The organism is Paenibacillus agaridevorans (assembly GCF_003112455.1).
In the GTDB taxonomy this organism is placed as follows: Bacteria; Bacillota; Bacilli; order Paenibacillales; family Paenibacillaceae; genus Pristimantibacillus; species Pristimantibacillus agaridevorans.
This window is the reverse complement of sequence record NZ_BDQX01000047.1, coordinates 1-19,491: the sequence shown is the minus strand read 5'-3', so window position 1 is coordinate 19,491 and position 19,491 is coordinate 1. Positions and strand designations below refer to the sequence as shown.

Annotated in this window: 16 protein-coding genes, 1 tRNA gene and 4 pseudogenes; 14 read left to right on the top strand and 7 right to left on the bottom strand. The window is 48.1% G+C overall.

Annotation, left to right across the window (positions count from 1 at the left end; translation table 11 throughout):
- Window positions 1-227: 227 nt before the first annotated feature.
- Complete coding sequence (locus tag PAT3040_RS04815) at window positions 228-1,094, bottom strand: AraC family transcriptional regulator (protein WP_108991736.1); 867 nt, start codon at window positions 1,092-1,094, stop codon at window positions 228-230.
- Window positions 1,095-1,255: 161 nt separating this feature from the next.
- Between PAT3040_RS04815 and PAT3040_RS04810 the strand changes: the two genes are divergently transcribed.
- Complete coding sequence (locus PAT3040_RS04810) at window positions 1,256-2,935, top strand: DUF4091 domain-containing protein (RefSeq protein WP_258234835.1); 1,680 nt, start codon at window positions 1,256-1,258, stop codon at window positions 2,933-2,935.
- 188 nt (window positions 2,936-3,123) lie between these two features.
- Here PAT3040_RS04810 and PAT3040_RS39865 read toward each other — a convergent pair.
- Window positions 3,124-3,205: pseudogene (locus tag PAT3040_RS39865) on the bottom strand (multidrug ABC transporter ATP-binding protein); the annotation flags it as partial.
- A 329-nt stretch (window positions 3,206-3,534) separates the two neighbouring features.
- On the opposite strand from PAT3040_RS39865, the gene PAT3040_RS04805 reads away from it, so the two are divergent.
- The 5 genes and pseudogenes from PAT3040_RS04805 to PAT3040_RS39460 all read left to right on the top strand — a co-directional run bounded on the left by PAT3040_RS04805 (window position 3,535) and on the right by PAT3040_RS39460 (window position 6,539).
- Complete coding sequence (locus PAT3040_RS04805) at window positions 3,535-3,849, top strand: ArsR/SmtB family transcription factor (RefSeq protein ID WP_181376441.1); 315 nt, start codon at window positions 3,535-3,537, stop codon at window positions 3,847-3,849.
- Entirely contained in the window at window positions 3,849-4,277 is a 429-nt protein-coding gene (locus PAT3040_RS04800) for an SRPBCC family protein (RefSeq protein WP_108991734.1), read from the top strand. The genes PAT3040_RS04805 and PAT3040_RS04800 overlap by 1 nt, the downstream gene beginning before the upstream one ends.
- Before the next feature lie 2 nt (window positions 4,278-4,279).
- Entirely contained in the window at window positions 4,280-4,828 is a 549-nt protein-coding gene (locus tag PAT3040_RS04795; protein WP_181376440.1) for a class I SAM-dependent methyltransferase, read from the top strand.
- Entirely contained in the window at window positions 4,825-5,622 is a 798-nt protein-coding gene (locus PAT3040_RS04790; RefSeq protein WP_108991732.1) for an SDR family oxidoreductase, read from the top strand. The genes PAT3040_RS04795 and PAT3040_RS04790 overlap by 4 nt, the downstream gene beginning before the upstream one ends.
- Window positions 5,567-6,539 (top strand): annotated as a pseudogene (locus PAT3040_RS39460) (DUF418 domain-containing protein). The gene PAT3040_RS04790 and the pseudogene PAT3040_RS39460 overlap by 56 nt, the downstream one beginning before the upstream one ends.
- Window positions 6,540-7,005: 466 nt before the next feature.
- Here PAT3040_RS39460 and panB read toward each other — a convergent pair.
- Entirely contained in the window at window positions 7,006-7,824 is an 819-nt protein-coding gene (gene panB / locus PAT3040_RS04780) for a 3-methyl-2-oxobutanoate hydroxymethyltransferase (protein ID WP_108991731.1), read from the bottom strand.
- A 1,337-nt stretch (window positions 7,825-9,161) separates the two neighbouring features.
- Window positions 9,162-9,461 (bottom strand): annotated as a pseudogene (locus tag PAT3040_RS04765) (ArsR/SmtB family transcription factor); the annotation flags it as partial.
- Window positions 9,462-9,603: 142 nt separating this feature from the next.
- Here PAT3040_RS04765 and PAT3040_RS04760 point away from each other — a divergent pair.
- The 6 genes and pseudogenes from PAT3040_RS04760 (at window position 9,604) to PAT3040_RS04740 (ending at window position 14,284) form a co-directional block, all read left to right on the top strand.
- Complete coding sequence (locus PAT3040_RS04760; RefSeq protein ID WP_108991729.1) at window positions 9,604-10,461, top strand: AraC family transcriptional regulator; 858 nt, start codon at window positions 9,604-9,606, stop codon at window positions 10,459-10,461.
- A 15-nt stretch (window positions 10,462-10,476) separates the two neighbouring features.
- Window positions 10,477-11,253: an alpha/beta fold hydrolase gene (locus PAT3040_RS04755; protein ID WP_108991728.1), complete on the top strand. Its 777-nt coding sequence runs from the start codon at window positions 10,477-10,479 to the stop codon at window positions 11,251-11,253.
- A 116-nt stretch (window positions 11,254-11,369) separates the two neighbouring features.
- The gene (locus tag PAT3040_RS04750; protein ID WP_108991727.1) at window positions 11,370-11,588 is read left to right on the top strand and encodes a helix-hairpin-helix domain-containing protein; all 219 of its coding nucleotides are present in this window, start codon (window positions 11,370-11,372) and stop codon (window positions 11,586-11,588) included.
- Window positions 11,589-11,630: 42 nt separating this feature from the next.
- Window positions 11,631-11,777 (top strand): annotated as a pseudogene (locus tag PAT3040_RS37940) (ATP-binding protein); the annotation flags it as partial.
- Between the two features lie 1,284 nt (window positions 11,778-13,061).
- A complete protein-coding gene (locus tag PAT3040_RS36265; RefSeq protein ID WP_146200362.1) occupies window positions 13,062-13,679 on the top strand; it encodes a hypothetical protein in 618 nt (205 codons plus the stop codon).
- A 23-nt stretch (window positions 13,680-13,702) separates the two neighbouring features.
- Entirely contained in the window at window positions 13,703-14,284 is a 582-nt protein-coding gene (locus PAT3040_RS04740; protein ID WP_108991726.1) for a hypothetical protein, read from the top strand.
- A 122-nt stretch (window positions 14,285-14,406) separates the two neighbouring features.
- Here the strand turns inward: PAT3040_RS04740 and PAT3040_RS04735 are convergent, their stop codons facing one another.
- Window positions 14,407-17,409, bottom strand: coding sequence for an ATP-binding protein (locus tag PAT3040_RS04735; protein WP_181376439.1), 3,003 nt, complete (start codon window positions 17,407-17,409; stop codon window positions 14,407-14,409).
- Window positions 17,410-17,646: 237 nt separating this feature from the next.
- Window positions 17,647-18,000, bottom strand: coding sequence for a phytanoyl-CoA dioxygenase family protein (locus PAT3040_RS36260; RefSeq protein WP_146200361.1), 354 nt, complete (start codon window positions 17,998-18,000; stop codon window positions 17,647-17,649).
- 322 nt (window positions 18,001-18,322) lie between these two features.
- On the opposite strand from PAT3040_RS36260, the gene PAT3040_RS04725 reads away from it, so the two are divergent.
- Both PAT3040_RS04725 and PAT3040_RS39860 read left to right on the top strand, forming a co-directional pair.
- Window positions 18,323-18,640: a tyrosine-type recombinase/integrase gene (locus tag PAT3040_RS04725; RefSeq protein WP_108991723.1), complete on the top strand. Its 318-nt coding sequence runs from the start codon at window positions 18,323-18,325 to the stop codon at window positions 18,638-18,640.
- A 250-nt stretch (window positions 18,641-18,890) separates the two neighbouring features.
- Window positions 18,891-19,301, top strand: a complete 411-nt coding sequence (locus tag PAT3040_RS39860; RefSeq protein WP_373863926.1) for a site-specific integrase — start codon at window positions 18,891-18,893, stop codon at window positions 19,299-19,301.
- A gap of 31 nt (window positions 19,302-19,332) precedes the next feature.
- Here the strand turns inward: PAT3040_RS39860 and PAT3040_RS04715 are convergent.
- Window positions 19,333-19,414, bottom strand: a tRNA-Leu gene (locus PAT3040_RS04715).
- Window positions 19,415-19,491: the final 77 nt, after the last annotated feature.

The window sequence follows — 19,491 nt, the reverse complement described above, 5'->3', positions numbered from 1 at the left end:
CCGAATGGAATTCTGGTGCTTCAACTAAATATGGATCGTCTCGTTGAAATGGTTGAACAGACGTTGCCTGCCGCCAGTCGCGGGCTGCTTGTTTTCGACGATCAGGGTGGTCTTATCGCCAGCGGCGGGGGCTGAGGGAGGACGGATGATGGAGTTGATTTGAGGGAAGCCATCATGCCAACAACATGAGCACATTAAACTTGTAGTACGATACCAGGACAAAATAATTAATCCAAATAAATCGTATCAAATGGATAATTCACTCTCTGCACGCGATATTCGCGGGGGGAGAAGCCGAGATAAGCTTTGAAGATTTTACTGAAGTAGCTGGGACTTTCGAAGCCACATTGTTTGCCAATATCCTGTGCGCTCATTTCTGTTGTACGTAGCATGGTGACAGCAGCTTCAATTCGGCGCCGACGCAAATATTCCAGCGGCGAAGAAAGTTTGTTCCGTTGGAACAAGCGGCATAAATAGGCGCCTGATACCCCGCAATATGCCGCAATATCCTCCAAAGTGACCGGAGTGGTAAGGTTTTCTTTGATATAATGTTTAGCTTTTTCTACTATAGAAGAATTCTCTGCCTGTGTATTCAAGCCTGCATCGGGAGTAAATAAGGAGAGCATGAAGCGGTATAACATAACGGACAGCTCTGCACAATCAGAAAGTTTTTCTTCGGATACAGCTTTATACATGTCCCAGAAACTGGACAATGACAAGCTGCGATCGCGCAAGGCAATAACTTCACCTCCATGTTCGATAATGCGGTCCCACATGCGAAACGCATCTTCACCTTTGGCATTCAGCCATATAAACTCCCACGGTTCCCCTGTCTCCACCGGATAGTAATAGCGGTGATCACTCGGAATTTTTACGATAAAAGCTTTTCCAGGCGTGAGTCTGTATGTCTGGCCATCCAATTCAAGCCTGCCTTCCCCACTCAAGGTATATTGAAAAATAACATGACCATTGTCGGTGCGGGTATGCCCATTATTGCCGTAATAGGGTGAATCAGTAGATTGCCAACCAATAGAATCGAGCAGCAAGTAAGGGAGAGCTTCTGTATATCTGAATGCAAACGCGCCTTGTTCCATGGTTAAACCCTGCCTTTCTGCAATCTTTCTCTATTTGAGTATACCGCAAATTTTTTCTGAAATTAAGGTCATTATTGTTATAGTTTATTCAATATTCTTAGATTGCGAACAATAAGGTCTATTGATATGATGAAACCATCATAGCTAGAGGAGGTCATATTGTGACCAGTATTTCACCAGTATTCGAGACACGCTGTCTAAGTTCTCTGAGTAAAGTGTTTGCAGACTCGGATCTACTTGATACACAGATCAATAGCGGAACAGCTTTGTGGAATGAAGTATACTCCTTTCAAGTAGCTTATCGCAGTGGCACCTTGTCAAGGTTTCTTGAAGTATCTGTCAAATCCGAAATGAAGCCTTACATCACTTTGCGGTCGGTAGGCTTGGCACCGTCGGATATGCCGACTTTCGCGCAAACAGATGATGATTATACACGCACAACTCCCGGTTTGTATCCGGATATTTTGTATCCTGTCGAGCAAGGTGTGCATGCAATTCCGCATCAATGGCGTTCGATTTGGGTAACGGTTGCGTTGCCGTCTATCGCAGCGGTGGATGCAGCGCAAGACAAGAAATCTTTTACTATCACACTTGCTTTTGCAAGCAGCGAGGGTACTCACTTGGGAGAAGAACAGTTTACACTGGAAGTTCTTCCGGCTGAGCTGCCGCCACAGCAACTGATTCATACAGAATGGTTCCATACGGATTGCATAGCAACACAATATAAGGTAGAGATGCTCGGCGAGGAGCATTGGGAGCTTATCGAGAAATATGCGAGCAATGCTGCCAGACATGGTGTGAACTTGTTACTTACCCCGCTATTTACACCGCCGCTTGATACGGCAATTGGAGGAGAACGTCCGACAATTCAATTGATTGGCGTGAAGCAAGTCGCAGAACATACGTATGAGTTCAATTTTGAGAAGCTTGAGCGCTGGATTGCTATGTGTGAGAGAGTCGGCATTCTCTATTACGAGTTCTCACATTTGTTCACCCAGTGGGGGGCGAAGCATGCTCCTAAAATTATCGCGGAAGTGGATGGAGAGGAACAGCGCATTTTCGGATGGGATACGGATGCTGGCGGAGAAGCCTATTGCGCGTTCCTTGATCAATTTTTACAGGAACTTGTTGCGTTTATTGAAAAGCGCGGTATCGAGAAGCAAGTGTACTTTCATGTTTCGGATGAGCCGCATAAAGAACATTTGGAGCCTTACCGCCAAGCCAGCGAAATTCTGAAGAAGCACTTGGGTAATTTTGCTTTCCTTGATGCTTTGTCCGACTATGATTTTTACCAACATGGATTGGTAGATGTGCCTATTCCGGCGACTAATCATATCGAGCCGTTTATTGAGAATCAAGTGGAGCCGCTATGGACGTACTATTGCTGCGGACAATATGTCGACGTAGCCAATCGTTTCTTCGGCATGCCATCTTATCGTAACCGGATTATCGGTGCACAAATGTACAAATTTAATGTAAAAGGTTTCCTGCATTGGGGCTTTAACTTCTGGTACAGCCAGCATTCCCTTAAAGCGATTGATCCGTTCCGCGTGACGGATGCCGATTGCGGTTTCCCTTCCGGTGATGCCTTTGTTGTGTACCCAGGCGCTGACGGTCCGCTGGACTCCTTGCGTTGGGAAGTGTTCTATGAAGGTTTGCAGGATATGCGGGCACTTCAATTGCTGGAGAAGCTTGTGGGCAGAGAGCAAACAATGACGTTGTTAGAGCAGGGTTTGCAGGAAAAGCTTGCTTTCGATCAATATCCAAAAAGTTTGGACTGGCTGCTTCAGACTCGTCAGTGTATTAATGCCGCAATAGCAGATGCCGTGGTCTTAGCATAATAAGGATTTTCTTATTTTACATTGCCAGAATCGAGTAAAAGGGGGCGCCTAGCCCCCGTCTCCGGGTAGAAGGGCCACCCAACTGGTGGCCCGAACCCCCACAGAACTCGGCGTGCGGCTTTCCCGCACCGGGCTCTTCAGAAATGGATTCAAAGCATAACGTTGGTCTTCAATCGATTATAAGGGAAAATATCGCCCCGACTGATCTTGATCAGTTCCACCATCATGCGAATGGTGGTCGTCTTCCCCCGCTCCGTTGGTGCCTAAGAAACTCCCAGTGGATGGTGTTCAGTAGGACTGTTTCCAAGGGTGTGATTTCAGTAAAGCACAGTTCCATACCAAGTTCAAAGCCTCAATCATCGGGAGCTACTACAAGCTCGTTATCCCACTTCATCAGACCCGCTATCATCTGGAGCCATTCCAGTTCCGAGAGAACTCGCCGATCCGCAAGATTGTAAATCTCGCCAACAGCGCCATTTGGCGCATGCCGGTAGGGATCTTGTTCCCTGTAAACCGTGCCAAGGCACACGACGATCGTATCTAGCACAGAACGAATAGTTTAAGTTTACACTAAATTAAGTTTTTGCTAAAATATGCTCATGAACAATCACATTTTCACCGCATTCAGCGACCCGAATCGTAGACGGATGTTGGACATTCTCAAGCATGGCAAACGGACGGCAGGCGACCTCTCCTCCTCGTTCGACATTAGCGGCTCCGCCGTATCCCAACATTTGAAGGTACTTTTGCAAGCCAGGCTGGTCGGCGTGGAGAAGCGGAAGAACAGTCGAATTTACTATTTGCGAAAGGAAGGTTTTGAAGATTTACAGCAATATTTAGGGCAGTTTTGGGACGATCATCTTACGGTGCTGAAGCAGTTGGCCGAAGCCGAAGAAAGGGAGAAGGAGCAGTGATGAGCGATGTAGGTATTAAGCGGGAAATTTTCATTGAGGCAAAGCCCAGCACGATTTTCTCGTATTTCACCGATGCCGCCAAGCTTTGTTTATGGTTAGGCCAACAAGCAAAGCTGGAACCGGCAGAGAGCGGCCGCATCGAGATCGATATGAACGGACACGATATCGTGCTCGGCACGTTCAAGACGATTGACCCTTATGAGCGAATCGTATTCACATGGGGGTGGAAAGGAAGCGACGTCCATCCGCCGGGCTCTTCCATTGTGGACATTGCGCTGAAACCCGATGCCGGCGGCACCTGGCTGCACCTGCAGCACTCCTCTGTACCGGAGTCCGAACGGGAATGCCACGAGGATGGCTGGAATCGCAATTTGCCGCAGCTGCGGGATGTGTTAACGAACGATGGAACGATCGGTCAGGGAGCCTGATAATGGGGGCGACTATAGCGGATCGAATCCGCTGGGCAGTCGATGTGCTTGCGATCTCTCCGTCCGACCGGCTGCTTGAAATCGGCTGCGGCAACGGAGCGGCGGTTGCTGAAATTTGCAGGACGTTGACAAACGGCAGCATCACCGCTTTAGATCGATCGGTTAAAATGATTCGCCTCGCTGAGAAAAACAATGCAGAGCATGTCGCATCCGGTAAGGCTCGCTTTCTAGCCGTTTCTTTGCATGAAGCCGATTTGGCCCAAAGCCGGTTCAACAAAATTTTTGCTGTAAACGTCAATCAGTTTTGGCTGGATCGCGATTGCGGCCTGGACCTCATGAAACAGATGCTGGCGCCCGGCGGCGCCGTCTATGTGTTCAATCAGCCTCCGGCAGCAAGCAAGCTGCAGCTTATTGCCGATCGTACCGCCGGCCATTTCATAAGCGCCGGGTTTGCGATCAAGCACATGATCGCCCACGAGCTGTTACCGGTTCCGGGCGTATGCATCGTTGCTGAAGTAGACGAATCCAAAAACGGGAGTGAAAACGAATGAACGATCGAAGCGGCACCGTTGTTGTCGTCACGGGAGCGGCGCGCGGCATCGGGCGCGGCATCGCATTGGTGCTCGGGGAAACCGGAGCCACCGTCTATGTCACCGATATTGAATCCCGGAGCCGAAAGACGTCGCCCTTGCCAGGCACGGTCGAAGATACGGCGGAGCAGGTGACGGCCAGAGGCGGGAAAGGCATTGCGATCCCCCTCGACCATACAGACGACAGCGCCGTCGAAGCGTTGTTTACGAGTATTCGAGATGAACACGGCGGGATCGATCTGCTCGTCGCCAATGCTTGCAACGGGAACGCGCTCCCTTTCCAGAACGGCCCGTTCTGGACGCTTCCGCTTGAAAACTGGCGGAACATGATCGACATCGGCGTTCGAAGTCATCTGGTTTCCGCTTGGTACGCCGCGCCGCTGCTCATGGAACGGAAAGGTCTCGTAATATTGACCGGATATACGGATCCTAAGGCGGACGTGATGGGCAATCTGTTCTACGATCTGGCGATGAGCAGTGTGAGTCGGCTTGCCCGTTCGCTTGCTCGCGATTTCCGTTCCCAAGGGGTTGCCGCCGTGGCGCTCTCTCCCGGATTTACGCGAACCGAAGCGATTGTAGCGGCGATCGGCGAACGACCGCCGGGGAGCGATTCCATCGAGTTCCCGGGGCGCGCGGTTCAGGCGCTGCTTACGGATCCGGACGTGCAGCGATACTCGGGCCAAACGCTGCGAGTCGCCGATGTTGCGGTGGAATACGGCTTCCGCGATATCGACCCGCCCGGCGAAAGCTTGTAAGGCTCCACGCATGAAGCGCAGCAACGTGGAGCCGAATGCCTGGGAACGAGAGGCGAGAGCGGCCCATCTCGATATGATACGCGGGCTGGCGCTGCTCGGAATCGTCATCGCCAATATGCCGCTGTTTGCGTCCGCCTCCGTCTATATGAATATGGTGAATGTTGAATGGTGGAGCGCAACGGCCGAGCTTGTCCCATGGGGACTTCCTCTCGGGCCGTCGGCGGACGAGGCCTTGCGGCTGCTACACGATTCAAATGCGGTTTACAGCGGCGGCAAGTACGAGGAAATATTTCGACAGCGGCTTGTCGACCTTTCCCATTTGCAAAACAGCTCGTTATTAACGATTCCTTTAACGTTCGCTATGTTTCTATTCGGGGCGTATGGCTGGCAGAAAGGATGGCTGCGCGATCCGGACCGCCATGTTGCGGCGATCCGTAAAGTTTGGCGGTGGAGCGGCGGCATCGGAATTTTGTTTCTGGCGTTCCAGCTTTGGCTGTACCATACGGTAGACGCGGGACAAATCGGGTTTAACAACGCGCATTGGGCAGGTATCCTGATCGCCGGCCCGGCGATCGCGCTGTTTTATATGGCCAGCCTGCTGCTGCTCATTCAGCGGAGCTTCTGGAGACAGCTCTTTACGCCGCTTCAGGCTGCGGGACGTATGGCGCTTACCAACTATTTGCTACAGTCCTTCGTACACCTTCCTGTTTTACAGCTACGGTCTCGGATGGTACGGTCAAATCGCGCCATCAATCGGGCTTGCGCTATCCTTGCTCATTTTTGCGGTTCAAGTTTGGCTAAGCGGACTATGGCTGCGCCGCTTCCGCTTCGGACCGTTCGAATGGGTATGGCGTTCCTTGACGTACGGCAAACGTCAGTCGATGAAAAACCGCTGCCTCACATCCGGTGACGATTAGAACTTCCTGTTCCACAAAACAAACCGGTTCGTGTTTTTGGACGGTGGTCATTGGACATCGATAGGCGCTTAAGACGAAAAACAGATAAAGAGGGTGATTGTATGTTGGAACCTTATCGGGCCAGGCCGGTACGGATGCGGCGACATGGTTGCAGGCGTCCCTGGAACAGCCTTGGGGGCGCGGTGACAAGGCCAATTATACGGCAGCCATCATCCCTCGCGGATTTGAATCCTATACCCGGCTCTTGCATCCGGGATCACTAGCGTTGCATAAAGTTGTGTCACTTTACTCACTGGAGCTATGTTTCCAATCCGCAGCATGATAAAGTTTTAACAAATTGGTTGTGGCTCTGTGAAAAAATTTAAATTAAAATAATCGTGACTGGTTCCCAAAACAAAAAAGCCCGTCACCAGGGAAATGGCAACAGGCTCGCTATATTTGAATGATATAAGCAGAACCAACCAGTCTATTTTAACAAATAACATCTTAATAGATGCAGTTCATCCTGATCCATATGGCGTAAGTTACTTTTTTCGGGAAACATTCCACTACTCACATCTTTCACGTAATGTTGAAAAGCGGTTAGCATATGCTGATCCAATTGTCCATAATCTTTAGCGTGTCGAAGCTTCTTAGGCGTTAGTCCCAATAAATCATGTGCAATTAAAACCTGCCCATCTGTAAACCTCCCAGCCCCTATGCCAATGGTAGGAATCAACAAACGCTCCGTCAGCAGAGCTCCTACCTCTTCAGGAACAAGCTCGAGTACCATCATACAAGCTCCCGCACTCTGCAAGGCGTCTGCCGCCTCGACTAGTGACCTCGCTGTTTCAAACGTCTTGCCATGAACGCTAGCCTCAATATGTTTTTGAGGATTAAATCCTAAATGGGCCCATGTTTCAATACCTCTTTTGGAAAGGTCCTCTATTACAGCCAGTTCCAGTCCTTCCAATTTAACTCCATCTGCGCCATGGTCAATCAATTTCATCGCAGTAGTACGCGCTGCTTCAATCGTGTCATAGGTTCCATAAGGCATATCGGCCAAAAGATAAGCATTCTTTATACCCCTGCGGACTGCCTTAAGGTGATGAATCATGTCCTCTAACGTAACGTCCTTCTCATGCTCATAGCCTAACTCATTGGGGCCGAGTGAATCACCGACAAAAATAACATCCATATCTGCCTGGTCCTGCAAGCGAGCCGTAGGGTAGTCGTAACAAGTTAACATGGAAATTTTCTGTTTCAATTGCTTTTTGCTACGTAAATCTGACAATGTTTTTTTCAAAGCGCGTTCCTCCTTGTCTCTGTTCACGAATGAATCAAAGCGCGGTTTAAGAAAAATTTTGCTATGCTGTTTAGTCAGGTATCAGCTCCATTTGGATGCAATCCGGACATCTCTAAGTATATCAAACCTTTATTCTGATTGTAATGATCAATGTTTTAAGCATCATCTCTCCTGTCCACTGATTTTAAATTTCCGCTTGCCCCGTTCCTCTTCATCTGGCTCCTTGTCTATCGCCTCGTTCTCCGGCTTATCCATATTCAACAACGCATTCAGCTCCGCTTCAGCCGCGCCGACTTGTCCTGCAACTCCTGCTCCTGCTTGCAGGGCGCTGCAATCTCCGGGACTTCCGCATAGAAGAGCGCCGCTTCATCAATATCCGATGCTTGCAATCGCAGGAGGACTCGTTGCAGCCGCAGGAGTTCTCCTGATCTGGACGCTGAGTAGCGATACGTCGCGCCCCTTTGACCTCGAGGCCCTCGCGACGTCGCCGACAATTCCGCCGGAGCTTGGCGCCGTCGTCGGAGCCAGCTTCGCGCTCTGGGCCGCTATCGTGCTTCTACGGTTGCCCCGCTCGATCGCCCACGCCCGGCGGCGTCAGGCGGATATCGAGCATCTATACGCGAAAGGCTCGTCATTCACCGGGACGCTAACCGCCGTGAACTTCACGAACAGCTGGCTCTTCGATCTTCCGGTGTTCACGGTCGAGGTAGGCTACATGGTCAACGGCGCTTCCCGTGTCATCTCAGCGCAGACCGCGTTCCCCTCGTCGGAGCGCTCATGCTCGTGCTGACCGACGATCGCGGAACAACCCATGTAGAGCTGGACCCCTCCAACGAAGCAGCATTCGAGCCGGACGTGAGTAAGTACGCCTCACCGGAAGGCTGATTTTGCGGCCCTGACCGCTTCGCATTGATAGCCCGTTTGCTTGGAAACCTGCGATACGTGTGAGCCATTCGTGTCGGCCATTGAAAAAGAAGAAGAACTGAATGGCAGCTTCAGGGTATCACCTGCAAGAGCCAATCAGTTCTTTTTACTTTCAATACGTTTGGATTCCGATAGGAGACGGGGCTTCTTTTTATTAGCACCCAGAAGCTTGAGGCGCCGATATGTGAACAACAGAGATCCCAAATGATCCGTACTTTACAACCCGGTATCGCAGGTGGGTTTCACTCGCAAAGGCCGATGTTTCTATCCGCTCCAACTTAATACGCTCTTCAAGCCCGCCAAATAATGAAATGCTATCACCCAGCAACAGGAGGACTACTGCTAATACTGTTAGTGTAGTTGTTGAAGAAATCATTTCAATCATCCTTCCTAAATAATTTGTTGTGAATACCTTAATGTTCCTCCTTTTTAGCGTTATTAAGCTCACGTTCCAGAGCATCAAACTGTCTGTTCCAAAAACGTTCGTAAAAGCGCAGCCAATCTGTAGCCGTAGATAAGGATTCGGCATTAAGACGACAGGTATGTGTTCTTCCTCTTACACTCCTTTCAAGAATACCTGCCCGTTCTAAGACTTTAATATGCTTAGAAATAGCTGCTAAAGACATATCAAAAGGTGCCGCCAATTCTGATACTGTACGATCTTGAGAGGCAATAAGAAGAACAATTTCTCTTCGGGTTGGATCAGCCAAGGCGTGGAAAACACTATCCTTTCTGCTTAGAGTAGAAAAATTCCGGAATTCACGGCTTTTTTAAACATTCGGTCCAGACAGAGCACAGAATAACAGGACTAATATTTCCCCAAAGATTATAATTTGATCAAAGGAGTTGGGTGACATGGCAATGGTCGAGTCATTGCAAAGGGCAATAGACTTCATGGAAAAGCACTTGTTGGATTCGATTACGATCGAAGAAATAGCCAAGCAAGCCAATATATCTCCCTTTCACTTTCAACGTACTTTTATGATTCTGACAGATGTAACCGTCGGAGATTATCTTCGGCGACGTCGCCTGACCTTGGCAGCCCAGGAGCTATCCAGTGCACAATACAAAATCCTCGACCTTGCCAGCAAATATGGTTACGAAACTCCTGAAGCTTTCTCAAAAGCTTTTCGTAAACAGCATGGCATTGCCCCGAGTGAAGTGCGAAAAGGGACGGGGAAACTGCAATCTTACAACCGCCTGATGATTCAGGTGAATGTAAAAGGAGCAGAGCCGATGAATTACAAAATTGTTGAAAGAGATGCTTTCCAAGTCGTCGGAGTCAAGCGTGAATGTCCATGCGGAGAAGAGGCAAATGGTTCGGGCATTGCGAAATTTTGGGGCGAGATGAACGAAAATGGGACAGCCGACAAGCTGGTTCAATTCATTAACGGCGAAATAAAAGGGATATTGGGGATTACAGACAATTATAACGACGAGAAAAACACGGTCGATTACTGGATTGCAGCCGAACATATTGGAGAAGTGCCGGATGGTATGTCTAGCATTGATTTCCCCGCAACCAAATGGGTCGTGTTTGAAGTGCACGGATCAGCTCCGATTGAAATTCCGAATACCTGGAGACGAATTTATTCGGAATGGATCCCGTCAAATGGATATGAGATCGCTGAATTGGCAGCCGTTGAAGTCTATATTGCTTCCGATCCTTATCATCCGAACGCATCAAATGAAATTTGGCTCGCCATCAAATAAACGGAGGTAGAGTTCATGATTAGTGACAAAAGCGGTTATAAGCAGGTAAACGGACTGAATATGTATTATGAAATTCACGGGACTGGTGAACCGCTGGTTTTGCTGCATGGCCAGTTTGCAACTGTCGGCATGTTCTATCCAATCTTGCCGGATCTGATTCAGCACCGGCAAGTCATTTTAATGGAACAGCAAGGGCATGGCCATACTGCCGATATCGATCGTCCCTTAAGCTTTGCTCAAATGGGCCGCGACACCGCCGAACTATTAAAGCAATTAGGGATCGACAGGGCAGATGTATTTGGATATAGCGCCGGGGGGGCAACGGCACTGCAGTTAGCTCTTGCAAATCCTAAGCTTGTTCGCAGACTAGCGCTTGCATCGACTGTTTATAGTATGGACGGCTATTTTCCCTTTATTGTCGAAGCCCTTAACCATGCTTCGCCGGAAGGATTTCCGCCTGAGATGAGGCGGGAATACGAACGCGTGGCCCCGTATCCCGAGAATTGGTCCAAGCTTATCGCCAAGGGTGCAGAGATGGCCAACAGTTCCAACAAAGAGGATTTACTGAAACCGATGCAACTGCAAGAACTTGCAATGCCCATACTTCTCATTATAGGGGACAATGACATTATTCGCCCAGAGTACGCGCATGAGATGGCAAAATTACTTACCACCAAGCTTATAGTTGTGCCTGGAGATCATGCCTCGTACATTACTGCACAACCTCAGTCATTGCTCACTCATCTTAATGAATTTTTCCATCTTTCCACAACTAACAGAACCGGTGATTAAAGCGATATGAATCACAAACGGATTATACTATATTATTCAGCAAATATGCTGTTTTTGTTATTGAAGTAACAAGCTATACTGCAGATTTTAAATTTAATAATGAGGGGAGTCTAGACATGGACATTATTAATCATTCACCACCAGAAAGCGATCTGCCCAATATGGGTAAGACCGCAAATCGTGTACTCCTTAATGCTGGATTTTATCGGCTTGAGCAATTAATAAAAGTTACGGAATCGGATATTTTGAAGATTCATGGGGTTGGACCAAAGGCAGTGAGAATACTGAATGATGCTCTTAATGAGAAAGGGCTGTCTTTTGCAAATAAACCATAAATTCGTTATACAAGTTGCTGCCTGACCCTGCCCGGCTGGGGTTCCCAATTCTCGCCTGCCGGATAGCATGGCAAGATTGGAGAAAGCATGCTGGCCGACGCCATTCTCGACCGCATTGTCCATAACTCCTATTCTATCATGATCGATGGGATGGACTCTATGCGTAAGCGCAAATGTTTCCACAGCTAAGCCATCCATCCGTTCCATTTATATTTAAAAACAGGGAGCTACTGAGGAAGTGGCTCCCTCCTTCGAAGACCTGGCTTATTTTTTCCGGACACTTGGCCCTCTACTTACCAGAACAGTGGCTCTCACGCACCGGGATATTCAAGATAAGAACAAATGAAGTTTAGCACATTCTACTGTAATCGAATTTTTCATTAATAGTTATTGCCAGTTCAATGGCTTGTTGCGCCCCAATCATACAGAACCTGCCAAAACGCAGGTCCCATGCAGACAGGCAGAGATATCCTGTATTGACAGACTCCACCCATTCATTGCTATTTGCTCCTCCCTTTAGCATATCCCTTCCTTCCGATATGACAAGTTGCCGTGCCATAGATGCGGTCCAATAGTCGTCATGAATACATTAAATTTCCAATCAAAATTATCTCTATCGAGCTGTTTTTTTGATTATAAGGCGGTTCCTCGATAATGGAGTCTAATGCACCAAAAGAATCCCCGAACGGACCACTCTCTAACCAATTCCCATTAGACTCTTTGTGGTAGAAAGTCCAAGCAAGCAAAGTAAAATGACTATGAATGAGATAAGAATGCTAGGTTTATTATTCAATCCATCTCCTACACTTCATCGTTAGCACTGATACTACTGGTGAGTGCAGTAAAAAGTATGTGTCGTTTTTTTATGCCTAAGTTCCTGAGCATGCCGACCTCATGGAGGGTCATCTCTATGCACCTGGCCAATTGTTTCCTTGTCCCTACGCCTGAAACAGAACGCTATGGCTTTATTCGTCTCTGCTGTTCCTGAGGAATTAAATTCATCCAGAAATTCATCAATAAGCATCTTGCGATAGTGCGCCAGGCACGCTTAGAAATTCCAGTAGCAGACGATGTTCATAACTTTGCACTCCACAAATTCCAAACACTCCCTCTTAATCCCTAATATAGATAATAATTGCAAGAACCCCTTCATTCACCCATAAAATAATAACACGAAAGATATAGTATAATTATACCAGGTAAATAGTTACAAGGTATTAAAAGTAGTCTTGTTTTGTCGAAGAAAGAATAATTCAGAGGAACTGTTTTTTTTGCTATATCTTCCCAATTACTAAATATATGTTAATGTAAATTATGATTCATATTATGCATATTAGTGGAATTCAATACAGAAAGGAGAGGATGTTTTTTCGAATCTAAGTATGGTTGTACAATTTTTTATATAAGTATTTTGGTAATTTTGAAACAATATGTGTCGTACTTTCGTTTAAATGAGAAAGGAGAACTGTTCAAATGAAAAAAAAACGGGTAGCACTGTTGGCGACAATGTCTCTCCTGCTCTTAGGAGCTACAATGGTTAGTGCAGACTATTCCAGCAATCATGTTTTGGGCGGAAAAAATAGAAATGGAGGTGTTTTTAAATACTGGATTGACTCATCAGTTACAAGCTATGGTTATGGTGCTTCAATAACTAATGCAAAGAACAGCTGGAATGCTGTCCCTAATGCAGGAATCCTTCTTTATGAAACATCAAATGCTGACGATTCCCAAATTAAATATTATGTAACAGATAACGAACTAGGATCGGGAGTTTTCGGCGCGGCTGATTTTTGGAACCGAAGCAGTAGCGGTACACTTAGTGCCGTTTCTGCCGCAAGTGTTATATCCGGTACTAATTTTGATATGACGAGAATTAGATTGGATCATGGGAGAATGAGTAGCGCAAGTTATACTTCCGCGCAGAGAAATCATAATACTGGTCATGAAACAGGTCATGCCATGAGTCTGCACCATTTCGAACTCTCTCCTGCACATTCAGGTAACCACTGGATGAAATCTGGTCAAATATCTCTAAATTCTCCTTCTTCGCAAGATGCAGATCATTTAGTGTGGAAGTGGCCAGTTCCGTAAGAAAAGTATAAGGAGGAATTCATATGTTGATTAGAAAAAAATTAACATTTTCTATAGTAGTTGTTATACTGGTGTTTGCTTCCATATATATATATTTAGATCGTACAACAATTAAAGAAGCACCCCTTGGTCATTTCAACCATGCAATTTATGACAACGCAAAAGACTTGTCCGAAGATGTTGAATTGGTAGTGTTGGCTACTGTTACAACTAAATCGAAGGATGTAATTATCGAAGGTGAGTATTTGGATGGCTACTCGTTAACGGATATAGAAATTATCAAAGAGATTAAAAACGACGGCCAACCATTAAACGGAAGGAATATTACTATTATTGAGCCAACATTCAGCGTAGAGAATGAATTCCCAGATGTAGGTAAAACACAATTTTATTCAGAAGATTATCGAAAGGCAGCCCCCGAAGCAACCTACCTCTTATTCTTAAACTGGGATGAGAAAAAAGAAGCATATTGGGTACATTCTCTTCATCAAGGTAAGTTTAATGTGGACCAAAAGGATTTGAAAGAAAAGGAAATTGAAGATCATAACGAACAATTCAAGGCACTTAAAGAAGATGTCATCCAAACATATTACTCTGAAAAGTAAAAAGAAGCCGGTTATCAAGTCCAAGACCTGATAATCGGCTTTTTTATTTCTTTTTATTGTGAATCCTGCGTTTCTTTTTTAGAGGCAATCCTGGCCAAGAGGAGCGATTTTCCTATTTTCGTTCAGGGCTCCCGACTGCCGACTTCGGCAATGGGAATGCGGAAGACGACCTCGGTGCCTTGTCCGGGAGCGCTGATGATGGTCAAGCCGCGGTCGTAGAGTTGCTTCAATCGTTTGTCGGTATTGGAAAGACCCACTCCCGCTTTGTTCGCTACCGAATGATTCAACACATCGCGAATGAGCGCCTCTTCCATCCCCACCCCGTTGTCTTTGATGGAAACCGTTGCTTCCCGTTCATCCTGCCTGACAGCGATCTCCACCTTGCCGCCGCGCGACCGTTTGAGAATGCCGTGTTTTAGGGCGTTTTCGACAAGCGGTTGTATCGTTAAAGGGGGCAACTCGACAAGCAGTGGTTCATCCAGATGCCAGGATACTTCCAGCCTCTCGGCAAATCGCTCCTGCTCGATAGACAGGTAGGAACGAACCAACATCAACTCATGTTCGATCGGTACGACGCGGTTGAGGTTCCGGAAGTCGAAGCCTGTTCGCAAGTAGCTGCTGAAGGCATCGAGAACCTGGCGCATGCGTGCCGTGTCGATCTCGCTCAGCGCCCCGATTGTGTTCAACGTGTTGAACAGAAAGTGAGGCTGAATCTGCGCCTGCAGCCAGGCCGCCTCCATGCGCAAATGTTCTTCGAACGAGCGTCGGGTGGCGATCAACGAGCGTACCCGGGACTTGAGTTCGAGGGCGTCGACCGGCTTCGTTACATAATCGTTGGCGCCCGATCGAAAGCCGGTGCCGATGTCCTGCGGATGATTGCGCGCCGTCAGCAACAGAACCGGAAGCTCAGACAAGGAGAAGCGTTCCCTGACCGCTCGGGTCAGTTCATATCCGGACATGAGCGGCATCATCACATCGGCGATGATCAGATCGAAGCGAGTTTCGCCCAGTCGCTTCAGTGCCTCCGCCCCGCTGGAAACCAGGGTAATGGAAGAGTCTTCTTCAGCCAGCAGGTTTTGCAAAATTTTAAGATTGACCGGATCGTCGTCGACTGCAAGAATGCGGGCGACGTTTTTGCCGTGCTCTTCGTTCCGGGCAAACGTGTCCGCTTTATCTAGTGAGGCGGAAGCGATTTCTCCGTTTCCGGGCGTTTTCCTTTCCGCACCCACCGTGCCGTCGGGCTTCGTCCGCTCATTCGCAAGCTGTCGCGTTTCTGCCGCTGCCGCTTCTTCCGCGCTCAACAGCGGAACGGATGGCGAGAATGGAAGGGTAAAGCTGAATTCGGCCCCCTGTCCCGGAGAAGATCGCACATTCAACCGCCCGCCGTGCAGTTCCACAAGCTGTCGGCAGATGTGCAGGCCGAGCCCCAGGCCGCCGCTGCGCCCGGTTTGGCTGCCATTCCCTTGCTCATACGGGAGGAAAATGCGGTCCATCGTCGCTTGATCCATACCTACCCCGGTATCACGAACGCGCAGGATCGCCTGTTCGCGGTTGTACGCTACAATTAGCCGAACTTCGCCGAAATCGGTGTAGGTGATGGCATTATGCAGCAGATTGAATAAGATTTGCGTTAAACGATTTTCATCCGCATGGACCGGCGGGAAGTCATCGGGAATGTCCTGTACCAAACGAACCGGCTTGTTCTCGGTCATGAAACGCAGCATGTCGCATACCCCGGCGGTGATTGAAGCAACGGATACGGCGCGAAGATCAAGACGAATCTGGCTGTCTTTCAGCCGGGAGACATCGAGCAGATCGTTCAACATCGAGGACATGCGTCGCCCTACGGTAATCAACAGGTCCAGGTTGTCGCGGTCTTTGGGCTCCAGCGTATTGTTCGGATTTTCCCGTACCGCTTGGGCGATATTGATGATGCCATGCAGCGGATTGCGCAGTTCGTGAGAGGTATTGGCAAGGAACTCGTCCTTGCGTTTATCCTCGTCTTGCAATCGCAGCGCGAGCTTTTTCGTCTCTGATGTGGCCTGGAAGAAACGTTTGAACCAAAAAGCAGCGAAGCTGAACGAGGCGATGACAAAATCGAACGGATAATAGTATACTTCTACTTGCGTGCTGCTGGAAAGCAGTCCCCAAGCGGTGCTGACGAAAATGCTGATGGTGGCCAGCAAAATAAACACGTAATCTTTCAACCCTTGCAAGATAGAGCGATAGACGATGACCGGAACGAGCAGGTAGGTGCCTGATACAAAGATGAGCTCCAGCTTGCGGGTGATATCATCCATATAAAGATGAAGCGGAAGCAGCAGACGCAGGATGACCAGCACCGCGAGCGTCGCCAGATACGCATAGAGATAGCGATTATTTTTGTTCTTCGGTAGCAGTTCCATGGCGAGCAACAGGACAAATGCGCCTATCCCCCCGTAAAACAAGTGGTTCAGCTTGATTCCCCACTCCATATCAAGGAAGAAACCGTACTGCAGTAGCTTGTCCCTATCCAGCAGAACGGCTCCGACTCCGGACAGTATCATTAGAATGTGAAAGAATATACCTCGATGCCTGGCTCCCAACGAGTTGAGCATCAGTGAAAAACCAAGATAGATCAGCAATAGGATGACCATCATGGCCTGCAACGCGGAGGAGAGCGTGCGGAATTCGGATACGGCGCGCTCTGACCCAAATTTAATCGGAATTGGCGTCATGCCCCCGCGCAGAAGCCTCTCGTCGGCTGACGTGTGGATGAGAATCTCGATGTGATCCTCGCCTTCGGGCAACTCGAAGCCGACGAAAGTCGTCGCCATTTGGGCGGCAAAGCGATCGGGCGTTTCCGCAATTTCCCCGACACGGGCCAGCCGATGGCCGTTCACGTAGAGATCCATCGCTTGAGGCGGTGTTTGCATATAGAGGGCGTAGCGTTGCGCTTCACCACGATCTACCTGAATTTGCAGGCGATAGGTGCCATAGCGGTAGTTGGAATCGTCCGTATCCGCAAATGCGCTGCGCCAGCCCCCTGGAACCGCAAGGCGTTCCGGCCGCAGACCCGCAGCTGCGGATTCTTCTGTAAGGGCAGGCAAAAATGAATATGGATAGAATTCCCATTCGCCGTTCAATTTGATCCAACCGTCAACCAATCGCTGTTCCCTTAAATCCAAGATACCGTTCTCTGCCAGCGGATGATCCGCAGGTTGGAACAAGCTGTAATAAAAAAGTCGCAAGCTCACCAACGCCATTATAAATAGAAGTGAAAGGAGTAAAAGCTTCAGGTTCTTGTTTATGTTCATGTTTAGTTTATTTCGACGAGGCAAAATGAATTCCTGCTACGTTATCACACATGTAGTCGTATCCTGTCAGTTCAACAGTCGGTAAGGATGGTATTGTGCGCACTTAGCGAAATTCAAACCACTTCGTTCCAGCGGCGACTCGTCGGCGGCACCTGCTGCGGCAAAGCGAAGCCTCTCCTTCAGCGGGGACGCGCGATTGCACATGAACCGCGGAACCCCGCTATGGTTTGGCGAAGCGGCATGAATAAGGAACGGGTGGCACAGATGGTGAGAGCCTTCCACGACAAGCGTCCCTCCGCCCTGCGGTCCGATATCCGAGAAGAGACACAAACAGACCAGCCCCTGATCCGGCGCGTCGACGTAATGGCGGAAATGAATGCCGTCCCAATGCCAGCCCACGTTGGGGACGGTCCATTCCACTTTCGCCCCGTAGGAAAAGTTGACCGGCTACCAACCTCAGCCAGGGAACTCCCCTTCTTCGCCAACCACATGCCGCCGAAGCATCCGCCCTTCGCCCGCCAGCTTCGGTATCGCACTTTCAGCATTAGTATTGCATTACTCGCATCACATCTTTATAGCCAATAGTTTCATTTATTTAATCGATCCGCCGAAGTATGTTCCAAGCCTTGCAACTATACTCTCGGCTTTTTTATTTTCAAATAATCGATTTTGAGAGGTTAGTTGCTTTTTCCAGTTCAAGTGCCTATTTAGTTAATAACCATGGAAAGGAGTGTGATGTCGAATGAATATCAATGAGGAAAAAAAAGAACTTAAGGGCTCAGATGTTGACCAGACTTTATTTGCGGATTACATGCTGGAGTGGCTAGAAACTGTAAAGCCCAGTACTGAACTGATTACTTATATTTCCTATACCAATGCAGTTAAGAAACGTATTGCTCCCTACTTTAGTGAAAAAGGCATCACACTTCAGGAGTTGAAACCACATCACATTCAGGAATTTTACAATTACGCCTTAAATGAATGGAAAGTCAAAGCTAACACGGTTATTCATTATCACGCCAATATTCGCTCGGCACTTCATCAAGTCTATATTACGTAGCGAATTACTACAAATCCGGCTGATAAGATCATTCGTCCAAAGAAAGAACCGTTCGTTGGCAGCTCCTACACAATAGCAGAAGTTAATCAGTTATTAGAAGTGGTGAAGGGGACAAAAATTGAGCTCGGCGTCATCTTAGCCGCTTTTTACGGTTTAAGACGAAGCGAAGTGATCGGCTTAAAATGGTCAGCTATTGATCTGCTCAACAAAACAATCACGGTCAAGCATACTGTTACGACCGGCTCTTTGAATGGGAAACTGGTCACCATTTCAAAAGACCGGACAAAGAACAAGTCGAGCCGCCGTACGCTTCCCCTCGTTAGACGCCTTCTACGACTTTCTGATACGTTTAAAACAGCAGCAAGAAGCAGATAAACAGGTCTGTAAGGAATCTTATTGTACGGACTATCTGGGCTATATTTATGTAGATAAAATTGGCGAACGAATCAAACCCAACTACCTTTCACAACATTTTGCACTCGTTTTGAAAAACAACAATATGCGTCATATTCGTTATCATGATCTTCTAGATAGCTGCGCTACGTTGCTTTTATGCAATAGTGTAAGTATGAAAGACGAGCAGGAATGGTTAGGTCACAGTGATTGCTCCGCAAGCAAACACAATGAATGGAGTAATCAAAATATAAAAAAAGCCCATTAGATATTCTCTAATGAACTGTCAGTTGTTAATGTGGTGCCGGTGAGAGGACTCGAACCTCCACGGTTTCCCTCACGATTTTGAGTCGCGCGCGTCTGCCATTCCGCCACACCGGCATTTTGAGAAGATAATGGCGCGGCCTAAGAGATTCGAACTCCTGACCTTTTGATTCGTAGTCAAACGCTCTATCCAG